Raw genomic sequence first — 19,149 nt, forward strand, 5'->3', positions numbered from 1 at the left:
CCGGGACTGACGATGCTAGACCCGCACGGCGTTCCGGGGGAGGTGCTCGGTGACCCTCCGGAGCTCCGGGGGCGCCTGCGGCCGCCCGTGGTGGCCTACGTTGGAGTCCGGCGACGTCCAAGATCCTGGGAGCGTGCGTGCCCGAAGGCCACACCATCCACGCCCTCGCGGGCCGGCTGAACCGTGCGTTCGCTCAGGAGCAGGTCCGGGCATCCAGCCCTCAGGGCCGGTTCGCGGGCGGCGCGCAGATCCTCGACCGGCGCGTCCTGGTCGAGGCCGGCGCGTGGGGGAAGAACCTGTTCGTGGAGTTCGACGGCGACGTCTGGCTGCATGTGCACCTCGGCCTGATCGGGGTGTTCCCCGTGGTGCCGCTGCCCGTGGACCTGCGCGGTCTCGACCCGTCGGAACTGCCGACCTCGGGCGCGGTGCGGCTGCGGATCGCGGGGCACGGGCACGTCGCGGACCTGCGCGGGCCGATGACCTGCGCGCTGGTCGCCCCGGGCGAGATCGCCGCGCTCACCGGCCGGCTCGGCCCGGACCCGTTGCGGCCGGACGCCGACCCCGACCTCGGCTGGGCGAAGGTGAGCCGGAGCGCTCGGCCGGTCGCCGAGCTGCTCATGGACCAGGCCGTGGTGGCGGGCGTCGGCAACGTGTACCGGTGTGAGGTCCTGTTCCGGCACCGGGTGGACCCGATGCGCCCGGGCAAGGAGATCCGCAGGTCCACCTGGCGGGCGATCTGGGACGACCTGGTGCGGCTCCTGCCGCTCGGCGTGATCTACCACCAGATCCTCACCATGGACGACCAGATCGAGGCCGCGGAGGCCGAGATCGCCGCCGGCGAGGCGCTCCGGCACACCGCCGACCTCACCGGGGAACGGCTCGGCGACCACTTCGAACGTCGGTTCTTCCTGTACAAGCGCACCGGAGAACCCTGCCTGGTGTGCGGCTCCAAGGTCCGCGCGAAGCCGCTCGCCGGCCGCACCCTGTACTGGTGCGGCCGCTGCCAGCGCCGTCGATAGCCGTCGGCGCAGTCCTTCGCCCCCGAGGCAGACCCCTGTGCGGTTCCGCTTCGGGCCTCGGGTACTGCGCGACAGGCGGAAGTACCCGCTCAGCCGGCTAGGACCGGCTCGGGCGCGGCCGGTTCGACGATCGGCTCCATCCGCGGCCGGCCCAACCCGCGGTAGCTCCAGCCGGCACGCCGCCAGCCGTCGGTGTCGAGGGCGTTGCGGCCGTCGATCACGCGGCGCTGCGCCACGAGGCCACCGACCTGCTCCGGGTCGAGCTCGAGGAACTCCGACCACTCGGTGAGCAGTAGCACCAGGTCGGCGTCGGCGAGCGCCTCGGCCGCGGAGTCCGCGTAGGTCAGTGTCGGGAACACCGCCCGGGCATTGTCGATCGCCTGCGGGTCGTAGACGCGCACGCCGGCGCCGCGCAGCTGCAACTGAGCCGCCACGTTCAGTGCGGGGGAGTCGCGGACATCGTCGGTGAGCGGCTTGAACGCCGCCCCGAGCACGGCGACCCTCCGGCCGAGCAGGCTGCCGCCGACCTCCTCGGTGGCCAGCTCGACCACCCGGTGCCGGCGGCGCATGTTGATGTCGTCGACCTCGCGCAGGAACGTCAGGGCCTGGTCCACCCCGAGCTCGCCGGCGCGCGCCATCATCGCGCGGATGTCCTTGGGCAGGCAGCCACCGCCGAAGCCGAGCCCGGCCTTGAGGAAGGCGTGCCCGATCCGGGCGTCGTGACCGAGCGCCTCGGACACGGCGGTCACGTCGCCACCGGTGGCCTCGCACAGTTCGGCGACGGCGTTGATGAACGAGATCTTCGTCGCCAGGAACGCGTTCGCGGACACCTTCACCAGTTCGGCGCTGACCAGGTCGCTCACCACCAGGGGGGTCCCGGCGCCGAGGACTCGTTCGTACACTGCGCGCAGGCTCCGTTCTGCCGCGTCGCTGGCGACGCCGAACACGAGTCGGTCCGGGCGGAGGGTGTCCTCGACCGAGCGGCCCTCCCGCAGGAACTCGGGGTTCCAGGCGATCTCGACCCGCACGCCCTCGGGGGCGAGGGAGTCCGCGAGGTCCTGCAGTTCGTGCGCGGTGCCGACCGGCACGGTCGACTTCCCGACGATCAGCGCGTCCCGCCGCAGGTGCGGGACGAGCCCGGCGACGGCCGCCCGCACGTGCGAGGTGTCGGCGCCAAGGCCGTCGGGCCGCTGCGGGGTACCCACGCAGAGGAAGTGCACGTCGGCATCGGCGGCCTCGGCCACCTCCGTGGTGAACCGCAGGGCACCTGCGCTGGTGTGGGCGAGGATCAGTTCGGGCAGTCCGGGCTCGTAGAACGGCAGCCGGCCGTCGCTCAGGTCGGCGATCTTCGCGGGGTCGGTGTCGACGCCGACGACGGCGTAGCCGAGTTCGGCCATGCAGGCGGCGTGGGTGGCGCCGAGGTATCCGGTGCCGATCACGCTGATGGTGAGTGTCATGGGAGCTCCCAGGGGTCGTCGAGGACGCTCGTCGCGGCCTCTGTGGTGGCGGGTCGGAAGGCGTACACGGCGAGCAGTCGCAGGCGGGTCGCCATGGCGTAGCCGGGCAGCGTGGCCCGTTCGACGGCGGTGGGCCGGTAGCCGCTCAGCACACCGCTCGCGCAGGCGCGGGCGAGGGCCGGGGTGGTGACCCCCTGCCTGGCACGCAGTTCGAGGTGCACGAGCAGGTTGGCCAGGTCCAGGGCCGGGTCGCCGAGGGCGAGGAGGTCGAGGTCGAGGACACCGGCCTCCGCCCCCGCGGTGAGCAGTTGCTTGTCATGCAGGTCCCGGTGCAGGAGCACCGGTCGGGCGCACGGGACGAGCGACGCCTCGGCGCGAGCGAGTGCCGCGGGCACGTCCGTGGCGGTGCGCGGGAGCACCCCGTACGCCTGCGCGAGCCCCAACCAGCGTCGCGTCACCGCGAACTCGGCGGCGCCGTCATGGACGGCGACGCCGCCCGCGGGCGGGGGCACCGCGTGCAGCCGGCGCAGCAGGGTCCCGACGGCGTGGCCCGCCTCGGTCAGGTCGGCCGGCTCGGCACCCGGTGCGGCGAGCGCCTCGTGCAGCGTGTGGCCGGGCATTGCCTCGGTGGTCAGGGTGGTCTCGTCGGCACCGAGCACCCGGGGTGCGCGGACCCCAGCGCCGGTAGTCGTGGCGAGCGTGTCGACGAGGCCGTCGACCCGTCCGGGCCGCACCACCTTCGTGAACACAATGCGGCCGCCGACCTCGTGCCGCACCACACCGCGGCGCTCCGGGCGGTGCGCGACGAGGTGCGCGCCGGGTGCCGAGGCGAGATCGTGCAGCGCCGTGAGGCGCCGGTCGGTTCCCCCGGCCTGGAGGATGACATGCTCGCCGACGCCCTGGACGTGCCGGGTGCCGCCCGGCCGGCGGGTGGTGGCGGCCGCGACGTGGGTGGCCCGGTCCGGGTCGGCGAACCACTGGCCGGCGACGCCGGCGCCCGGGCGGGTGCGCACCATCAACAGTGCGTGCCCCTCGTCGCGGGGCATCGCCCGCTCGAGCGTGTGCCCGGCCGCGCGCAGGTCGGAGACGATGAGGTCGAAGGTGCCGGTCACGACGCCACTCCCAGCCGCCCGTGCCGGAGCAGGCCCTCGACCCGGACGAGCACGTCCTCGGTCCGCTCCGCCCAGTCGCCACGCATGCTACGGAACGGTTCGGCCGCCCGGCGCAGCAGTTGCGCGGCGAGGTGGAGCCGTAGCCGGGCCGGGTCCGGTTCGTCGGGGTAGCCGGCCGCGACGGCGGCCATGAGCGTCTCCGGCTCCGTCGCGCCGTCGAGCACGGCCTGCGCGCCCAGGCTGGCCAGGTCCACCTCGGCCTGGCCGCGGGCGGCGTGATCGAGGTCGATCAGGCCCACCGTGCCGGCACCGGTACGGACCACCTGGTCGAGGGAGAAGTCACCGTGCAGGCTCACCTGCCCTCCGGCGTCCGGCGTGGGCCAACGCTCGGTCAGCGCCGTCGTGAGCCGGTCCACCCGTTCGGCCAGGTGCGGAAGCAACACGGTCACCTGCTGGGTGGTCCGCCGTGCGCCGGCGAGGTCGGAGCGCTGGTCGCGGACGGGCAGGTCCGCGGGCGTGGCGTGCAGGGCCCCGAGCGCGGCACCCACCGCGGCGAGGTCGGCGGCGGGCGCGGACCCCTCCAGTGGCGCACCATGGCGGAACTCGAGGACCGCAAGGCCGGAGCGGGTGCACCGGCCGAGCAGCCGCGGAGTAGGAGCACCGGCCCGCTCGAGGGCGCGGACACGGTCGGTCGCCGCGGCGAGGTCCCGCGGTCGGTAGGCGCGGAGCAGGAGGTCGGCGCCGTCGTCGGAGCGGACGGTGCCGACCCAACGGCGCTGGGGCTTGTAGGCGAGCTGACGGACGCCGGTGCCGCGCTGGAGGCCGCCGACGGCGCCGCGTGTGGCCCGCTGCACGGCCCGCTCGGTCCGGGTCCGGTCGTGCCACGCGGCGACGGCGGGCAGGTCCCGGTCGGCGATCACGGTGGTGACGATCGCGTTCAGCGGCTGGTCGGCCGCGAGCACCGACCCACGCGGCGCCCGGTCGACCGTCTTGCCGAGCTTGCGGACGCCGTCGGGTCCGTGCGCGGTCACGATGACGGTGCGGCTGCCGGCCGGGGTCACCGGGACGCTCGCCAACGCGTCGGGTGGCGAAACGCCGGCGTGGCCGGTCACCTCGATCGCGGCCACGCAGCTCGTGCCCGGCTTGTACCGCAGGTAGCGGGGCCGTACGTGCAGGTCGGCGCCCAGCAGCGTGCTCAGCCACTCCTGGAGAGCGAGCCGGTCGAGCAGCACGGGCAGCGCGGTCAGCCGCGGGTCGCGCGCGGCCAGGGCGCGGTCAGGTCGTGAGAGCACGGTCCTGCTCCTTCCCTTCGGTGGTCTCGGCGTTCGCTTCGGGCTCGGCCTCCGGGCCCGTCGCCGCGGCCGCACCGGTGCGTCGGTCCAGGACGGTGTCCGGACGGCCCGAGTCGGTCACGACGCCGCCCTCCACCCAGAACACCCGGTCGGCGTCACGGGCGGCGGCCAGGTCGTGGGTGATGATGATCGTGGTGCGGCCCTGCGTGAGCCGGTTCATGGCCGCGATCACCTCATCCTCGGTGCCCTTGTCCAGGCCGGTCATCGCCTCGTCGAGGATGACGATCGGCGCATCCCGGACGGCGGCGCGTGCGATCGCGATGCGCTGGCGCTGGCCACCGGAGAGCGTGGTGCCGCGTTCTCCGACGACGGTCTCGTACCCGTGCGGCAGGGCCATGATGAAGTCGTGCGCGCCGGCGAGCCGGGCGGCCTCCTCCACCTGGGTGTCGGTGGTCCCGGGGGCACCATCGGCGATGTTCTCCCGGATCGTGGTGGCGAACAGCAGGCTCTCCTGGAGCACGATCGCGATCTGAGGTCGCAGGGACTCCAGGGTGAGGTCGCGCACGTCGATCCCGTCGATGCAGACCTGACCGGCCTCGGGGTCGCGCAGCCGTGACAGCAGCATGGCCAGGCTGGACTTGCCGGCCCCGGACGGCCCGACCACCGCGACCCGCTCGCCGGGGTGCACGTGCAGGTCCATGCCGCGCAGCACCGGGTGCCTCGGCGTATAGGACATCCACACGCCGCGGAGCCAGACGTCACCGCGGAACCGTCGGGCCGGGCGGGCCCAGGAGCTGTTGACGACCTTCGGGGTCTGCTCGAAGACGTCCACGAGCCGTTCCCCGGATGCCGCGGCCTGCGCGATCCGGCCGGTGTACTTGGCCAGGTCCCGCATCGGCTTGAACGCGGCCTTGAGGTAGGTGATGAAGACGACGAGCTCACCGGGGGTGAGGGCGCCGGCCAGGACCCGGGTGGCGCCGATGTAGAGCACCGCCGCGGTCGCGATGCCGACCAGCAGGTCGGTCTTGCGCTCCAGTCCGGCGGAGAGCTTCTTGGCCTTCACGCCGTCCTTGAGGGTCTTCTGATTGCTACTCGCGAAGGCGCTGCTCATCTTGTCCTCGAGCGAGTAGGACTGGATCACGCGCATCGCGGACAGGCTCTCGGTGGCCATGGACGCGAGCGCACCCTCGGCCTTGCGCTGCTGGCGGGAGACCCCGTTGATCCGCTTGGACACCCGGGCCCCGGTGAGGAGGAAGACCGGCAGGACCGCGATCATGACGAGCGCGAGCGGGGCGTCCAGCACGAAGACCACGCCGACCATGGCGATCATGGTGACGACGTTGCCGATCAGGGGGAGCGCCGCGGTGACCGCGACCTCCTTGAGCCGGCCCACGTCGGAGGTCACCCGGGCCACCAGGTCCCCGGTGCGGGAGTTGTCGTGGAAGGCCATCGACAGCGTCTGCAGGTGCGTGAAGGCCTGCCCGCGGACCCTGGTGAGCAGCCGGTTCCCGGCGAGCGCGAACGCGACCGTCATCAGGTAGGCGGCCAACGCCCGCAGCGCCACGACCACCAGGAGGCCGGTGCTGGCCAGCAGCAGCACCGTGGTCAGGCTCGTCGGTGCCTCGCCGGCGATCTCGGCTCCGCTGGAGGCGATCACGCCGTCCAGCACGAACTTCAACGGCCAGGGTTCGAGCAGTCGCATCAGCACCTCGGCGAACATGGCCGCCAGTCCGCCCGCGAGCAGGGGGCGTTCGGAGCGCAGGTGGGGTGCCACGTGCTTGGCGGTGCGGCGCAGCCCGGGGAGGGCGCCGCGCAGGGTGGTGGGCTTAGACGAGGTCATCGGCGCTCACGTCCAGGTGGATGCCGACGAGGTCGAGGATGCGCTCGACCACGCGGCTCCAGTCGTTGGCGGCCATGTTCTCGGGACCGAGGCGGCCCAGGTCGGCCCGGCGGGTGGCATCGGCGCGCAGGTCGGCGATCGCGTCGGCCAGCGCCCGGGCGTCCCCCGGGTCCACGAGCGTCCCCAGGCGGCCGTCGCCCAGGAGTGCCGGCAACCCTCCGATCCGGGACGCGACCACGGGTAGGCCGGCGGCGAGGTACTCGTAGACCTTGAGCGGGGAGAAGTAGAAGTCCGCCAGTTCGGGATAGGGCGCGGTGGCCACGTCCATGCGGTGCAGCAGGGCGGGCATCTCCGCCGCGTCGACGGCGCCGGTCGCCTCGATCGCCCGGTCGATGCCGAGGTGGCCGGCTCGGTCGGCGAGCGCCTGCGCCTGGGGGCCGTGACCGACGAGCAGGAGCCGGTAGCTCGGGTCGCGGCGCAGCAGTAGCGCGAGGGCATCGATCAGCACGTCGACGCCGTGCCAGGGTTTGAGGGTGCCGACGAAGCCGACGGTGAAGGTGGTCGCATCCGCCGCGGTGACCGGCCGGCCGGCCGGTGTGATCGCCCGGGTGTCCACGCCGTTGGCGACGGTGTGCACCCGTTCGGGGGCGTGGGTGCGATCGCGGGCCCAGTCCGCGACGGGGTCCGTGACGCAGACGACGGCGTCGGCGCGGCCGATCGCGTCGCTCGCGACCCGCTCCGCCCCGGCGATGTCGACGAGGCCCCGGTGGCGGGACGCCTCCGCGACCAGCGGCGCGTTCACCTCGAGCACGGCGCGGACGCCCTTCTCCTGCGCCCACGCGGTCGCGGTGCGGCCCCAGAGCGCGTAGCGCTCGTAGACGAGGTCCAGGGGTCCGGTCGCGTGCAGCCGGTCGAGGACGGACGCGACCGCGGCGTCGCTGTGCCGGGCGGCGCGCTCCCGGTCCGTCCGGTCAGCACCATCCGCGCCGGAGACCTCGGGCAGCAGGTGGACGGTGACGCCGCGGAGGTCGGCCGGCGGCTCACCGTCCGTGCGGGGCGTGATCAGGTGCACCTCGGCACCGGCGGCGGCCAGGACCCGGATGACGGCGCGCACGTGCACGGACGCGCCCTTGCGCCCGAAGACGCTGATACCGGGGTCGGTGGTGACGTAGGCGACGCGGGTCATCGGGCCACCCCCGCGAGGTCGGGCGCCGGGCCGACGGCCGGTGCCTCCGGGGCCCGGTGATCCGTGGCAGCGACCGCGAACCTGGCCGTGGCCGCGAACCTGGCCTGCAACCGGGCCGCGTTGCGGCGGGTGTCGAAGAGGTCCTCGACGAGGAGCCGACCGGCGGCGGAGCGCTCGCGGGCGGCGTCGTGGTCGGAGAGGACGTACTCGAGCGCGTCGGCGAGGGCGACCGGGTCGGCCTCGGGCACGAGCAGTCCCGTCTCGCCGTTGCGGACCGCCTCGGGCATCCCGGTCACCGGGGTCGCGACCACGGGCGTGCCGAGGGCGAGCGCCTCGAGCACCACGGTGGGCAGGCCGTCGCGGTTGCCGTCGGAACCGACCACGCACGGTGCGGCGAACACGCTGGCGCGGGAGACGACGTCGGCCATCCGGCCCTGCGGCAGCGGGCCGTGGAAGGTGACGCGGTCGCCCAGCCCGCGGGCGGCGACCCGCGCGCGCAGCGCGGACTCCTCCGGGCCGCTGCCGACCAGCTCGAGCCGGGCGGCTGAACCGCGCTCCCGCAGCAGTGCCAGGGCGTCGACGAGGTGGACGAAGCCCTTCTTCTCGACGAGGCGGCCGACCCCGACGATCGCCGGATCCTGGTTCGGGTGCGGCAGAGCCGCGCGGTGGGCGAAGGCATCCAGGTCCAGGCCGTTGTACAGCCGGACCACACCGTCGGCGGCCGCGCCGAACGTGCCCCGCAGGTAGGTGAGGTTGTAGTCGCTCACGGTGATCACGAAGGCCGCGTCGGCGAGCTTGCGGCGCAGGTCGGCCGGGTCGACGTCGGCGTGGAAGATGTCCTTCGCGTGGGCCGTGAAGCTGTAGGTGATGCCCGCGACCCGGGCGGCGAGTCGAGCGACGGTGGTCGAGACCGAGCCGAAGTGTGCGTGCAGGTGGGTGATCGCACGGCGGCGGACCTGGGCCGCGAGCTCGACGGCCGCCGCGGCGTCGTCCGGGGCCGCGGCGAGGAGCTCGTCGAGGTGCGCCTCGAGGTCGGGCAACTCGGCCCGGGCGGCCCGCAGCACCTGCCACAGCTCGGTTGCCTTGAGGTGGTGCGGCAGGTAGGTGACGGGCGCCGCGACCCGGGCGAGGGCCTCGTGGAACCTGCCGTCGGCGGGAGGACGCAGCGAGAAGATCTCGAGATCGGCTCCCTGCTCCTCGAGCGCGAGGATCTCGGTGACGATGAACGTCTCGGAGAAGCGCGGGTACATCTTCAGCACGTAGCCGATGCGGGGTTCAGGCGGATACACGGGGGGACTCCAGGGTGAGGGGGGTGGTGAGAAGACGGCGGGCGAGCGCAGGGACGCTGCTCAGGCCGTCGAGGTCGATGGGGTGGGGACGCGGGCCTCGGTGGACCGCCTCCGCGAGCCACTCGCCGAGGCGCTCGGGGTCGGCGCGGTGCGCGCGCATGGTGTCGAGGTAGCCGGACCCGGCGAGCCGGTCGGCGCGGATCGCCTGCTCCATCCGCGGCCGCTCCCGGGGAACCACGAGGGCCGGGCGGGCGGAGGCGAGGACCTCGCAGACGGTGTTGTAGCCGCCCATCGTGACCATCGCCCGAGCACCGCGGACGAGGTCGACCGCGTCGGTGACGAACTCGTGCACGGACAGGTCGTCGCGGTCGGCGGCGGCCCGGTGCACCTCGGTCCTGGTGGCGGCGTCCATGTACGGGCCGGTGACCAGCACGCCCCGGTGGCCGGCGGGCAGCGGGGTGTGGGTGAACGCGCGGGCCAGGTCCGAACCGTCCTGCCCGCCGCCGACCATGCACAGCACGTAGGGATCGGCCGGCACCCCGACGGCGGAGGTGTCACGGCGGGGGCGGGCTCCGACGGTGCGCCCCCGTCCGTGGCCGAGGTAGCCGGTGAAGTGGGTCATCCGGGCGACGGGTCCGGGGAGCCGGTACTCGGCGACCAGGTCGTAGACGCCGGCGTCCCCGTAGACCCAGACCTGGTCGTAGGAGGCGAGCAGGACCGACGTGGTGTTGGCGTCGCGCCATTCGCGCCGGGTGACGTCCGGGCTGTCCAGCACGTCCCGCAGGCCGAGCACCACCCGGGTGCGGCCGTTGCCGCGGAGCGTGCGCAGGGTGCGGTCCAGTTCGCCGCCGAGCCCGCGCGCGACCTTGTCGACGATGAACAGGTCGGGGGTGAAGGAGGTCAGCGCGGCCGCGATGATCCGGCTGCGCAGTTCGAGCACCTCGGCGAGACTCAGGTCGAACACCCGGGCGCCGTAGCCGCCGTCGGAGTCCTTCGCGACCGTCGGCAGGGTGAGGACCTCGGTGTTGGCAGGCAGGGGGAGGGCGGTGGCCTCCGGCGCTCCGGTGAGCAGGAGCACGTCGGTGTCCGCGTCCGCGTCGACCAGGGCGGCGGCCAGCTCGATGTTCCGCCGGATGTGTCCGAGGCCCTGGGTGTCGTGCGAGTAGAGCGCGATTCGCCGACGCGTCATCGGTCCTCCACGTGGTCGGGGGCGGCCCGGGTGGGACTGCCGCGAGGATGACCACGATTCGGCGCCAGGGTGAAACGGACGTGAACGCCCGATGAGAAGGCCCTCATCTTCACTGGGGCGCCGACCACCAAAGGGAGCAACGCACGCGTGCCTGTGACGATCCGGGCCGGCGCTCGGTCGCTGTCACCGACCTGGCCCGTCCCAGCCGCGAGACGGTCGGCCGGGGCCCGGCTCCACGGCGCTACGCTGCCGACACATGAGCCGTCCTCGTGCCGTCATCAGTGTGCGGCGGGGCGAGATCTCCGACACGCCTGTCGTCCTTCCAGACCCGCTGCCGGCGGCAACCCCGCGTGCGCTGGTACGGCGGGCGATGTGGGGAACACGCCGCTTCGCACTGCCCGCAGCGGGGTCGGCGGTCGTGCACCAGGTGTGTGAGGCGCTGGTGCCGGTGATCATGGGACGCGCGATCGACACCGCGGTCGTCGCGGGCGACGTCCGGGGGCTGGCGCTGTGGCTCGGGCTGCTCGTGGTCAACTTCGTGCTGCTCGCGCAGGTGGTGCGGTTCGGCACCTGGTACGGCCAGCTCGGCGCCGAGACGATGCAGCACCAGCTGCGCACGGACGTCACCGACCGCCTGCTGCACCCGCGGGCCCGCACCGACCGGCTCCCGGGCAGTGCCCTGGCCTTGGCGACCAACGACGTCCGACGGCTGACGATGGCGACCACGCTGATGGTCTACCCCGTCGGCGAGGCCGCGGCGATCATCGTCGGCGGCACCCTGCTGTTGCTGCAGTCGGTGCCGCTGGGCGTCGCGGTGCTCGTGGGCGCACCCGTGCTGCTGGTGCTGCTCGACCTGCTCGGCCGCCCGTTGCGCCGCCGGGCGGAGTCCGAGGCCGCCGCTATCGCGGACGCGTCGGGCGCGGCCGCCGATCTGCTCGCCGGGCACCGGGTGCTCGCCGGTATCCAGGCGCAGGACGTCGCGGCGGCCCGCTACCGGGACACCTCGCGCCAGACGCTGCACGCCACGATGCGGGCCCGGGCCCACCAGTCCGGGCTCACCGCCGGGCTGGGCGCGATCACCGGCCTGTTCCTGGTCGGCATCGCGGTGGGCGCCGGGCTGCTGGCGGTGCGTGGCGACCTCACGGTTGGTGGCCTGATCACCGTGGTGGGGCTCACGCAGCTACTGATGAACCCGATCACCGCGTTCGCGCGCAACGTCGCTCCGGTCTGGTCGGCAGCTCAGGCGAGCGCGTCGCGCCTGCTCGACCTGCTCTCCGAGGACGAGACGACCGCCAGGGGCGCCCCGACGGCACCGGCCACCGACACGCTGCCGGTCCGAGTCGCCGACGTGGACCTCGGCGGTGGCGAGCGGATCCACCTCGACATCGCGCCGGGTGAGCTGGTGGGCATCAACGTCGAGGGCACGCGGGCCGTGGCGCTCGCCGAGACCCTGGCCGCCCGCCGACCGCTCGACGACGGCGCATCGGTCCTGGTCGGCGACGTCGCCGTCAATCCGGGCACACCCGAGACCGCCCGTGCCCGGATGCTCGTCGCCCCGCACGAGGCGTCCCTGTTCGACGGCACGGTCGAGCAGAACCTCGCCCTCCCCGGGCACCGGGCCGACCTGCTGGAGGTCGCCCTGCGCACCGCCGCGTGCGACGACGTCCTCCGGGTACTTCCGGACGGGCTCGACACCGTGGTCGGCGAGGGCGGACTGCGGCTGTCCGGCGGGCAACGGCAGCGCGTCGCGCTCGCGCGGGCCCTGGTGATGGACCCGCCGGTGCTCGTGCTGCACGAGCCGACCACCGCCGTCGACTCCGTGACCGAGGCTCTGATCGCGGAGCGGTTGCCCCGGCTGCGCGCGGGCCGCACCACCCTGCTGCTGACCACCTCCCCAGCTCTGCTCGCTGCCTGCGACCGTGTGATCGAGCACCCGGCCGCCGTCGATGTGTCGGGGGCACGATGACTGCGGCGAGCGGATCGGGTGAGGTGATCGCGACGATCCCGGTGGCGACCACCCGCGAGGTCTGGCGCACCTGCACGAGCCTGCTGCGCCGTCGGGCATGGCTCGTGATCGCCGTCGCGTGTGCGTTCGTGGTCGCCGCGGCAGCGGGCCTCGTGCTGCCGACCGCCCTCGGTCGGATCGTCGATCTCGCGACGGCACCCTCGAGCACCGACGCCGACGTGTGGCGGCTGGGCGCCTGGATGGCGGCCGGCGCGATCGTCCAGGCCCTCGCCACCGGCGCGGGGTCGCTCGGGGCCGCCGCCCTGGTGGAGAACCTGCTTGCCGAACTGCGCGAGGGGCTCGTCACGAGCGCGCTGCGACTGCCGCGACGGGTTGTCGAGCGGGTGGGCACGGGCGACCTCACCTCCCGGGCCAGTGACGACGTCGCCCAGGTGGCGGCCGGTCTGCCCAACGCCATTCCCACGGTCGCGGCGTCCGGCTTCACCTTGGTGCTGACGGTCATCGCCCTCACGGTGCTGAACCCGTGGTTCGCGCTCGTGGTGCTCACGGTGGTGCCGCTCCAGGTGATCGCGTTGCGGTCCTACCTGCGCAACGCGCCCCCCATCTACGCCGCCGAGCGCGCCGCGGTCGGTGTCCGGGCCCACCACGTGCTCGCGGCGCTGCGCGGGCTGCCCACCGTGCAGGCCTTCGGGCTCGGCGCCGTGCACTCCGCCCGGATCGGGTTCGCGTCCTGGCAGGTGGTGCAGCTGTCGCTGCGGGCCCGCGCGGTGGTCAATACCTTCTTCTCGCGTCTGAACACCGCTGAGCTCGTGGGTATGTCCACGATCCTCGTGGTCGCGTTCGTGCTGGTGGGCGGCGACCAGCTCACGATCGGTGGCGCGACGACCGCGATGCTGCTGTTCCTCCAGCTCTTCGGGCCGATGATGGGGGTACTGCTACTCATCGACGAGCTGCAGTCCGCGCTCGCCTCGCTGGCTCGGATCGTCGGCGTCACCCGGATGGAACCGGGCACGGACGACCAGCGCCGGCCGCACGGCGAACTGCCGGTGGCCGTGTCCGGCGTCCGGTTCGGCTACGACGGTGCCGCCGTGCTGCACCAGGTCGACCTGCGGGTGCGCGCCGGGGAACGAGTGGCGGTCGTCGGCACCTCCGGGGCCGGCAAGTCGACGCTCGCCGCGCTCGTGGCCGGAGTGCACGCCCCGTGGTCGGGCGCGGTGAGCGTCAGCGACGCAGCGCATGCGCGGACCGTGCTGATCAGCCAGGAGGTGCACGTGTTCGCGGGGACGGTTCGCGACAACCTCACCCTGGGCCGACCGGAGGCCACCGACACCGAGATCCGGGCTGCGCTCGGGGCGGTCGGCGCCACGGACGAGGTCGCCGCGCTGCCGCACGGGCTCGACACCGAGGTGGGCCCCCACGCCCACACCCTCACGGTGGCGCAGGCTCAGCTCGTGGCGCTCGCCCGAGCCCACCTGGCCGACCCGGAGCTGGTGCTGCTGGACGAGGCGACGGCGGAGGCCGGCTCCGCCCACGGCGCCATGCTCGACCGCGCCGCGGACGCGGTCATGTCCGAGCGCGCCGCGCTGATCATCGCCCACCGGCTCGACCAGGCCGTGCGCGCCGATCGAGTCGTCGTGATGGCCGACGGGCGCGTGGTCGAGGAGGGCCCCCACGACGAGTTGGTCGCCGCCGGTGGCGCGTACGCCGAGCTCTGGTCGGCCTGGCAGCGTCACCGACCCTGAGCGAGCGTCATCCCGGAGTCCCGGTGAGCGCGCCGGTCCACGCCTCCTCGTGCCGCTCGACGTACCGGTGGACGGCCCGCCAATGGTCGCCGTGTCCCGACGTGAACATGGCCGCCCAGGGTTGGCGGCCCGAGCGGTGTGATGTCTCGAGCAGCTCGTACATCGCTGCCGTCCGGGGCGCCAGGGTCGTGGCGAGCCCTGACCGCATGGCCACGTCCGCACCGTAGCCGTCGATGAGCGCGAGGAGTCGTCGGGCCGCCTCGGCGGGCGGTTGCGTGGTGTCGGAGAGCGTGAAGGACTGGGCCGTGTACGCGAGGTCCCACACCCGGGTGCTCGGCCCGGCGCCGTCCCAGTCGATGAACGTCCAGCGCTCGCCGAGGAGCAGGTTCCAGGGCGTCAGATCGTTGTGGCAGATCACGTCGTCGCCCGGGGCGGGGATCACGGCGTCCCAGTGCGCGTCCGGGGACGGCCGGAATGCCGCGCCGGCGTCGTGGATGGCGCGGACGAGCAGCCCGACCCGGGACAGCTCCGCCAGGGTGAGCGGATCGGAGTCGAGGGCCGGGCGGCCCGGGACGTACTCGAGGACCTGCCGGCCGCGATCGTCACGCCCGAGCGTCTGCGGCACGTCGACACCGGCGCCGCGCACGGCACCCATGAAGGCGTGCACGTGCGGCGTCGCCGCCGTCCACGGCTTGCGCACGGTGTCGCCGACCCGCACGACGGTGCTGACGTTGCCGCCCGTCAACACCTGTTCCTCGGCCATGGTGCGAGGCTAGCCGTCCCGACCACGGCGGCAGAGCCGGTGCTGGTCCGCCGCCGGTCCGGCACGTCGATCCCTAGGTGTGGATCTGCAGTTTGTAGGTGAGCGAGGACGACCCGCTCGAGATGTCCAGGTTGGTGATGACGCGTGCCTGGTTGCCACTGAACAGCGTGACCGCCGTCGGGGTGAGGCTCATCTCGACGGCAGTGCCGTCGCCGATCGTGAGATCGAACGTGTGCTCGCCCCGCCGGACCCGGACGCCATGCGCCAGAGTCGACCCTGCGCCGTCGGCCGGGGTCTCTCCCTCGGCGACCACGAAGGTGACCGTGTCGCTGGGTCCGACCACGAGCGGGACCCGCTCGGTGAAGGCGGCCTCGGCGGGTGCCTCGACGACGATCCGGACGCACTCGGGCAGGCACCGGAAGGTGCGGTGGATCCGGCCCTCGGCGTCGGCGTAGGTGTAGGTGAACGGGAGGCTCTGGTGGTAACGCCCGCCGGTCTGGACCGTGCTGCTGGACGCATCGCTGTGGCCGTCGGCAAGGATGGTGGTCCAGGCGCTGTCCGTGCCCATCTGGGTGGCGACGAAGGCGCCGGTGGCATGGTGATAGAAGAACGACGGGCCGCGGACAACTCGAGGCGAGAGGGCCCGACCATGATGCGTCGCGAAGTAGTACCCGGGCCGCTTGGTGAACACGTAGTGGGCGTCGAACCGCTCGTCGGAACGGGCCTCGACGAAGGAACCCGAGCCCATGTACGGCAGGGACGCGATCGCCGCCTCTCGCTCGGCCAGGGTCGGGTAGACGGGCTCGTCCACGGTGAGGCGGAGGTTCTGCGGCGCGGTGCCGCTGGCGCTCAGTCGGGTGACCTCGACCTCACCGTCCGCCCATGCCTGTTGCAGGGCGGCGAGGTGCTCGGCGTGCCAGTTGAGGGCCCGGACCATGTGCGACTCCTTGAAGATGTTCAGGTGGTCGGGATAGTTGCTGGTGTCGGCCCCGCGCAGGGCGGCCAGTGAGCGCATCGAGGTGCGGCTCGAGATGCCGTTCACGGTCCAGCCGGCGCCGTCGGGCTCCCAGAGGTAGTTGTACCGGCACCAGTCCAGGTGCTTGAGGGCGATCTGTCGGTAGCGGTCGTCCCCGGTGCGCTCGAAGGCGACGGCAAGGTCGCGCAGGCCGGTGTAGAGGGAGTAGTGGGCGTCGAACGCGGCGTACTCGTACATGTAGCCGGCGCCCTGGCTCTGCCCGTTGGCCATCAGGTAGTCGAGCCGCTCGTGGTAGGCGGCCTCGATGTGCGGGGGCATCAGATGCAGGAACGCCGAGATGCCGGTCATCCCGCCGATGATCTGGTTGACGTAGCGCATGCCGGCGTCCCAGACGTCCGCGACGGTCGGGTCGAGCAGGTACTCGGCGCCGAGCTGGAGCGAGGCCAGTACCTCGGTGCGGACCTGCGGGTTCCAGCCGACCTCCTCCATCATCACGGCCGCCTCGCCGAGGTAGATCAGGCCGAAGCCGGTCGCTGCCCGGTTCTTGTCCGTGTAGCTGTAGGCGGGCCACCACCCCTCCGGTCCCTGGAGCTGGAGGTAGTAGCGCATCGCGGCGTACACGTGATCGCGAAGGACCGGGTCGAGGTAGTACGGGTTCCAGTCCGCCTCGTGCGTGTAGAAGAACGCCAGGGTGTAGACCGATTCCTGGTTCCGCGCGTTCCAGGGGTCGGGCGCGTAGGCGGAGTAACCACCGTTGAACCACCCGACCGTCTCGGGGTCGGTGTCCTCCATGTTGTTCGCGATGTCGGCGAGGCTCACGAAGTACTGGGTGATGCGCTGCTCCTGTGGAGTGAACAGCGAACGGTCGAGCGTGGCGATGTCGTACGGGTCCATGTCCGGGATCGGCAGCGTGGACACGTCCCCGATGTCGGCCGCCGCCGGGCGGGCCCGAATGGCCAGTGCGATGCCCGCGACGCCGGCCGCGCTCATGCGCAACAGGGTGCGGCGGGAGAACGGGAGGGTGACGGGGGTTTGCTGGCTGTGCACGGTATCTCCTTCGATGACGTGGCCGGCGCCCTGTGGGCGCATCTCACCAGCGCACGAGGCAGTGGTTCGTGCGCGGTCGATGAGAGTGCGCGACCTCTGATGTCGCGTTGCATCAACGTAGCGACAGGGCGGGAGCTCGCGCAAGGGTCGGCGCGGAGGACGCCGACGCAGTCCATCCCGCTCGGGCCGGACTCCTGCCCTCGCCGGGGCACTGCATCCGCCGCCCGGGCCTTCCTCCCGGCGCGTGGTGCCGCATCGGCGGTGCAACGTGCTGTCCCCACCTACTGGCAGAGTTGGGGGATGGCCGAACCCGACATCGCCGCGACCCTGCGCCTCGCCTCCGCCGCCCTCGGTCGCACCTTGACCGACCCGGTCCCGCTAGGAGGGTCGACCCGGTCCCTGGTGCTGCGGGCGCGGACGACCGAGGGGACGAGCGTGGTCATCAAGCACTTCGAGCCCGACGGCGGGGGCGCGAGCGGTGAGGACGGCGACGGTGCCTACCGCCGGGAGGCGGCCGGGCTGGTCCACCTGGAGCACACGCCGGACCTGCTCGCGGCCGACCCGGCCGCGCGGCTGCTGGTGATGACCGACGCCGGCTCGGCGCCCACCCTGGCGGACCTGCTGCGCGGCACCGACCCGGACGTCGCGCGCGCCGCGGCGGCCCGCTGGGCCCGCGCCCTCGGCGACCTGTGCGGCGGCTCGACCTCCGCCGTCGGCACCATCGCCGACGCCCTCGGTACGCCGCCGGACCACGGGGTCGCCGACCGGATCAGGACCGGGGTGGACCGGATCGCGCAGGTGAGTGGCGCCGTCGTGCCGGATGGCATGGCGGCCGAGATCGCCACCGTCCTCGACCTGGTGGACGACCGCAGCGTGCTGGTCGCGTCGCCGGGTGACACCTGCCCGGACAATGCCCTGCTCGAGCCGGACGGGCGGGTGGTCTTCCTGGACCTCGAGGGCACGGACGTCCACCATCCGGCCCTGGACGCCGCGTACACGCTCCTTCCATTCGCGACCTGCTGGTGCGTCTACGACCCGCCGCCCGGGTTCGTCGAAGACCTCCTCGAGAACTTCACCGCAGGCCTCGCCGCGCATCTGCCCGGGGTGGACACCGACCCGCGCTGGCCGGTCCAGGTGCGGACTGCCTGCCTGGGTTGGCTGCTGATGATGGCGAGCGTCCTGCTCCAGTACACGGACGACCCGGATCGTCGGCTGGGTCCGAAGGACACCCCGGCCCTGACGTTCCGGGAGCATGTGCTGGTCCGGTGGCGGTGGGGAGCGCGCCACCTGGCCGCCGACTTCCCGGCCGCGGCCGGTTTCCTCGCCGACGCCGTCGCGGGCGTCGAACGGGACTGGGGTGCCGTGCGTCCGGCCGGCTACCCGGCGTTCGGCTGAACCTCCCCCGCGGCCGCGGCCGGGGCCGGTGGGTTCAGCAGCCGACGCAGCACCAGCCGCTCACCGAGCGTCCAGGTCGTGGTGACCATCAGGTAGAGGGCGGCGGCGAGCGGCACGAACGTGGCGAACACTGCCGTCAGGAACGGCAGGAACCCGAGGGCCTTGGTCAGCCCGGACAGATCCGGCACCCCCGGCTGCCGCTCGGTCGCGGTCGGCATCGGCGACGGCATCAGCAGCTTGCGCGACGCCTGCGCGGCGGCGACGATCACCACGACGATCACGCCGTAGAGCACCCAGGTCAGCGCGGTGGTCGTGCCGGCGCCGACGGCCGTGATCAGGCTGGTGCCGAGCGGGTTGCCGAGCAGCTCGTTCTCGAGCAGGTGGTTCGCCTCGCCGCCGATCGTCGGGGTGATGAACAGCCCGTAAACCGCGAGCAGCACCGGCATCTGCAGCAGCACGGGTCCGAACCCGGCGAACGGGCTGGACTTCTCCTCGCGGTAGAGCTCCATCATCTTGCGCTGCAGGACCTCGGGCTGCTTCTTGTACCGCCTCTGCAGCTCGGCGAGCTTCGGCGCGATCCGGCGCCGGGTCCGCTCCGCGCGGGCCTGGGACACCCCGACGGGGATCAGGGCGGTGCGCACGAGGAGGGTGAAGACCACGATCGCCAGGGCTGCCGCGCTCCCGGCGGCGATCGGTTCGAGCAGGTCCGTCAGCGTGGTGACGACGGAGTTGGCAACGGAGATGAGCGCCCTGATCGGCGCGAATTCGTACAGGTTCATGGGTTGGTCCTTGCGTCATACGGGCGGGTGGGGGCCGTATGGTCGCGCGGGCATGACACCGCAACGGTGCCCGACGGCGGAGGTCGGGTCGGGTGGG

14 protein-coding genes are annotated in these 19,149 nt (G+C 73.1%); 4 read left to right on the top strand and 10 right to left on the bottom strand.

Annotation, left to right across the window (positions count from 1 at the left end; translation table 11 throughout):
* Window positions 1-137: 137 nt before the first annotated feature.
* Window positions 138-1,019, top strand: a complete 882-nt coding sequence (locus EXU48_RS08180) for an Fpg/Nei family DNA glycosylase (protein WP_133107176.1) — start codon at window positions 138-140, stop codon at window positions 1,017-1,019.
* Window positions 1,020-1,108: 89 nt separating this feature from the next.
* Here EXU48_RS08180 and EXU48_RS08185 read toward each other — a convergent pair whose 3' ends face one another.
* Genes EXU48_RS08185 through EXU48_RS08215 form a run of 7 tightly spaced genes read right to left on the bottom strand, consistent with a single transcriptional unit; the run spans window position 1,109 to window position 10,384 of the window.
* Window positions 1,109-2,476 carry a UDP-glucose dehydrogenase family protein gene (locus tag EXU48_RS08185; RefSeq protein WP_133107177.1) on the bottom strand — a complete coding sequence of 456 codons (1,368 nt, stop codon included), beginning with the start codon at window positions 2,474-2,476 and terminating at the stop codon, window positions 1,109-1,111.
* A complete protein-coding gene (locus tag EXU48_RS08190; protein WP_133107178.1) occupies window positions 2,473-3,588 on the bottom strand; it encodes a phosphotransferase family protein in 1,116 nt (371 codons plus the stop codon). Before EXU48_RS08190 ends, EXU48_RS08185 begins: the two co-directional genes overlap by 4 nt.
* Window positions 3,585-4,880 carry a phosphotransferase family protein gene (locus EXU48_RS08195; RefSeq protein WP_133107179.1) on the bottom strand — a complete coding sequence of 432 codons (1,296 nt, stop codon included), beginning with the start codon at window positions 4,878-4,880 and terminating at the stop codon, window positions 3,585-3,587. Before EXU48_RS08195 ends, EXU48_RS08190 begins: the two co-directional genes overlap by 4 nt.
* A complete protein-coding gene (locus EXU48_RS08200; protein WP_133107180.1) occupies window positions 4,864-6,720 on the bottom strand; it encodes an ABC transporter ATP-binding protein in 1,857 nt (618 codons plus the stop codon). The genes EXU48_RS08195 and EXU48_RS08200 overlap by 17 nt, the downstream gene beginning before the upstream one ends.
* On the bottom strand, window positions 6,707-7,906 hold the full coding sequence (locus EXU48_RS08205) for a glycosyltransferase family 4 protein (RefSeq protein WP_133107181.1): 1,200 nt from the start codon (window positions 7,904-7,906) through the stop codon (window positions 6,707-6,709). Before EXU48_RS08205 ends, EXU48_RS08200 begins: the two co-directional genes overlap by 14 nt.
* Window positions 7,903-9,195, bottom strand: a complete 1,293-nt coding sequence (locus EXU48_RS08210) for a glycosyltransferase family 4 protein (RefSeq protein ID WP_207947668.1) — start codon at window positions 9,193-9,195, stop codon at window positions 7,903-7,905. The genes EXU48_RS08205 and EXU48_RS08210 overlap by 4 nt, the downstream gene beginning before the upstream one ends.
* Window positions 9,182-10,384 carry a glycosyltransferase family protein gene (locus tag EXU48_RS08215; protein ID WP_133107182.1) on the bottom strand — a complete coding sequence of 401 codons (1,203 nt, stop codon included), beginning with the start codon at window positions 10,382-10,384 and terminating at the stop codon, window positions 9,182-9,184. Before EXU48_RS08215 ends, EXU48_RS08210 begins: the two co-directional genes overlap by 14 nt.
* A gap of 256 nt (window positions 10,385-10,640) precedes the next feature.
* Between EXU48_RS08215 and EXU48_RS08220 the strand changes: the two genes are divergently transcribed.
* The gene (locus tag EXU48_RS08220) at window positions 10,641-12,350 is read left to right on the top strand and encodes an ABC transporter ATP-binding protein (protein WP_133107183.1); all 1,710 of its coding nucleotides are present in this window, start codon (window positions 10,641-10,643) and stop codon (window positions 12,348-12,350) included.
* Entirely contained in the window at window positions 12,347-14,092 is a 1,746-nt protein-coding gene (locus tag EXU48_RS08225; protein WP_133107184.1) for an ABC transporter ATP-binding protein, read from the top strand. The genes EXU48_RS08220 and EXU48_RS08225 overlap by 4 nt, the downstream gene beginning before the upstream one ends.
* A 7-nt stretch (window positions 14,093-14,099) precedes the next feature.
* Here EXU48_RS08225 and EXU48_RS08230 read toward each other — a convergent pair whose 3' ends face one another.
* Together EXU48_RS08230 and EXU48_RS08235 are read right to left on the bottom strand one after the other, a co-directional pair.
* Entirely contained in the window at window positions 14,100-14,855 is a 756-nt protein-coding gene (locus EXU48_RS08230; protein ID WP_133107185.1) for a phosphotransferase, read from the bottom strand.
* A gap of 73 nt (window positions 14,856-14,928) precedes the next feature.
* Window positions 14,929-16,878, bottom strand: coding sequence for a hypothetical protein (locus EXU48_RS08235; RefSeq protein ID WP_133107186.1), 1,950 nt, complete (start codon window positions 16,876-16,878; stop codon window positions 14,929-14,931).
* A 300-nt stretch (window positions 16,879-17,178) separates the two neighbouring features.
* On the opposite strand from EXU48_RS08235, the gene EXU48_RS08240 reads away from it, so the two are divergent.
* The gene (locus tag EXU48_RS08240) at window positions 17,179-18,273 is read left to right on the top strand and encodes a hypothetical protein (protein WP_133107187.1); all 1,095 of its coding nucleotides are present in this window, start codon (window positions 17,179-17,181) and stop codon (window positions 18,271-18,273) included.
* Here the strand turns inward: EXU48_RS08240 and EXU48_RS08245 are convergent.
* The gene (locus EXU48_RS08245; protein WP_133107188.1) at window positions 18,255-19,052 is read right to left on the bottom strand and encodes a YidC/Oxa1 family membrane protein insertase; all 798 of its coding nucleotides are present in this window, start codon (window positions 19,050-19,052) and stop codon (window positions 18,255-18,257) included. The genes EXU48_RS08240 and EXU48_RS08245 overlap by 19 nt on opposite strands.
* Window positions 19,053-19,149 lie beyond the last annotated feature (97 nt).

It is taken from the genome of Occultella glacieicola (assembly GCF_004353825.1).
In the GTDB taxonomy this organism is placed as follows: Bacteria; Actinomycetota; Actinomycetes; order Actinomycetales; family Beutenbergiaceae; genus Occultella; species Occultella glacieicola.

Coding starts and splice junctions, on each gene's coding strand:
- EXU48_RS08185 (WP_133107177.1), bottom strand. CDS start 2,476: ATGACACTCACCATCAGCGTGATCGGCACCGGATACCTCGGCGCCACC.
- EXU48_RS08200 (WP_133107180.1), bottom strand. CDS start 6,720: ATGACCTCGTCTAAGCCCACCACCCTGCGCGGCGCCCTCCCCGGGCTG.
- EXU48_RS08205 (WP_133107181.1), bottom strand. CDS start 7,906: ATGACCCGCGTCGCCTACGTCACCACCGACCCCGGTATCAGCGTCTTC.
- EXU48_RS08215 (WP_133107182.1), bottom strand. CDS start 10,384: ATGACGCGTCGGCGAATCGCGCTCTACTCGCACGACACCCAGGGCCTC.
- EXU48_RS08220 (WP_133107183.1), top strand. CDS start 10,641: ATGAGCCGTCCTCGTGCCGTCATCAGTGTGCGGCGGGGCGAGATCTCC.
- EXU48_RS08225 (WP_133107184.1), top strand. CDS start 12,347: ATGACTGCGGCGAGCGGATCGGGTGAGGTGATCGCGACGATCCCGGTG.
- EXU48_RS08230 (WP_133107185.1), bottom strand. CDS start 14,855: ATGGCCGAGGAACAGGTGTTGACGGGCGGCAACGTCAGCACCGTCGTG.
- EXU48_RS08240 (WP_133107187.1), top strand. CDS start 17,179: ATGGCCGAACCCGACATCGCCGCGACCCTGCGCCTCGCCTCCGCCGCC.
- EXU48_RS08245 (WP_133107188.1), bottom strand. CDS start 19,052: ATGAACCTGTACGAATTCGCGCCGATCAGGGCGCTCATCTCCGTTGCC.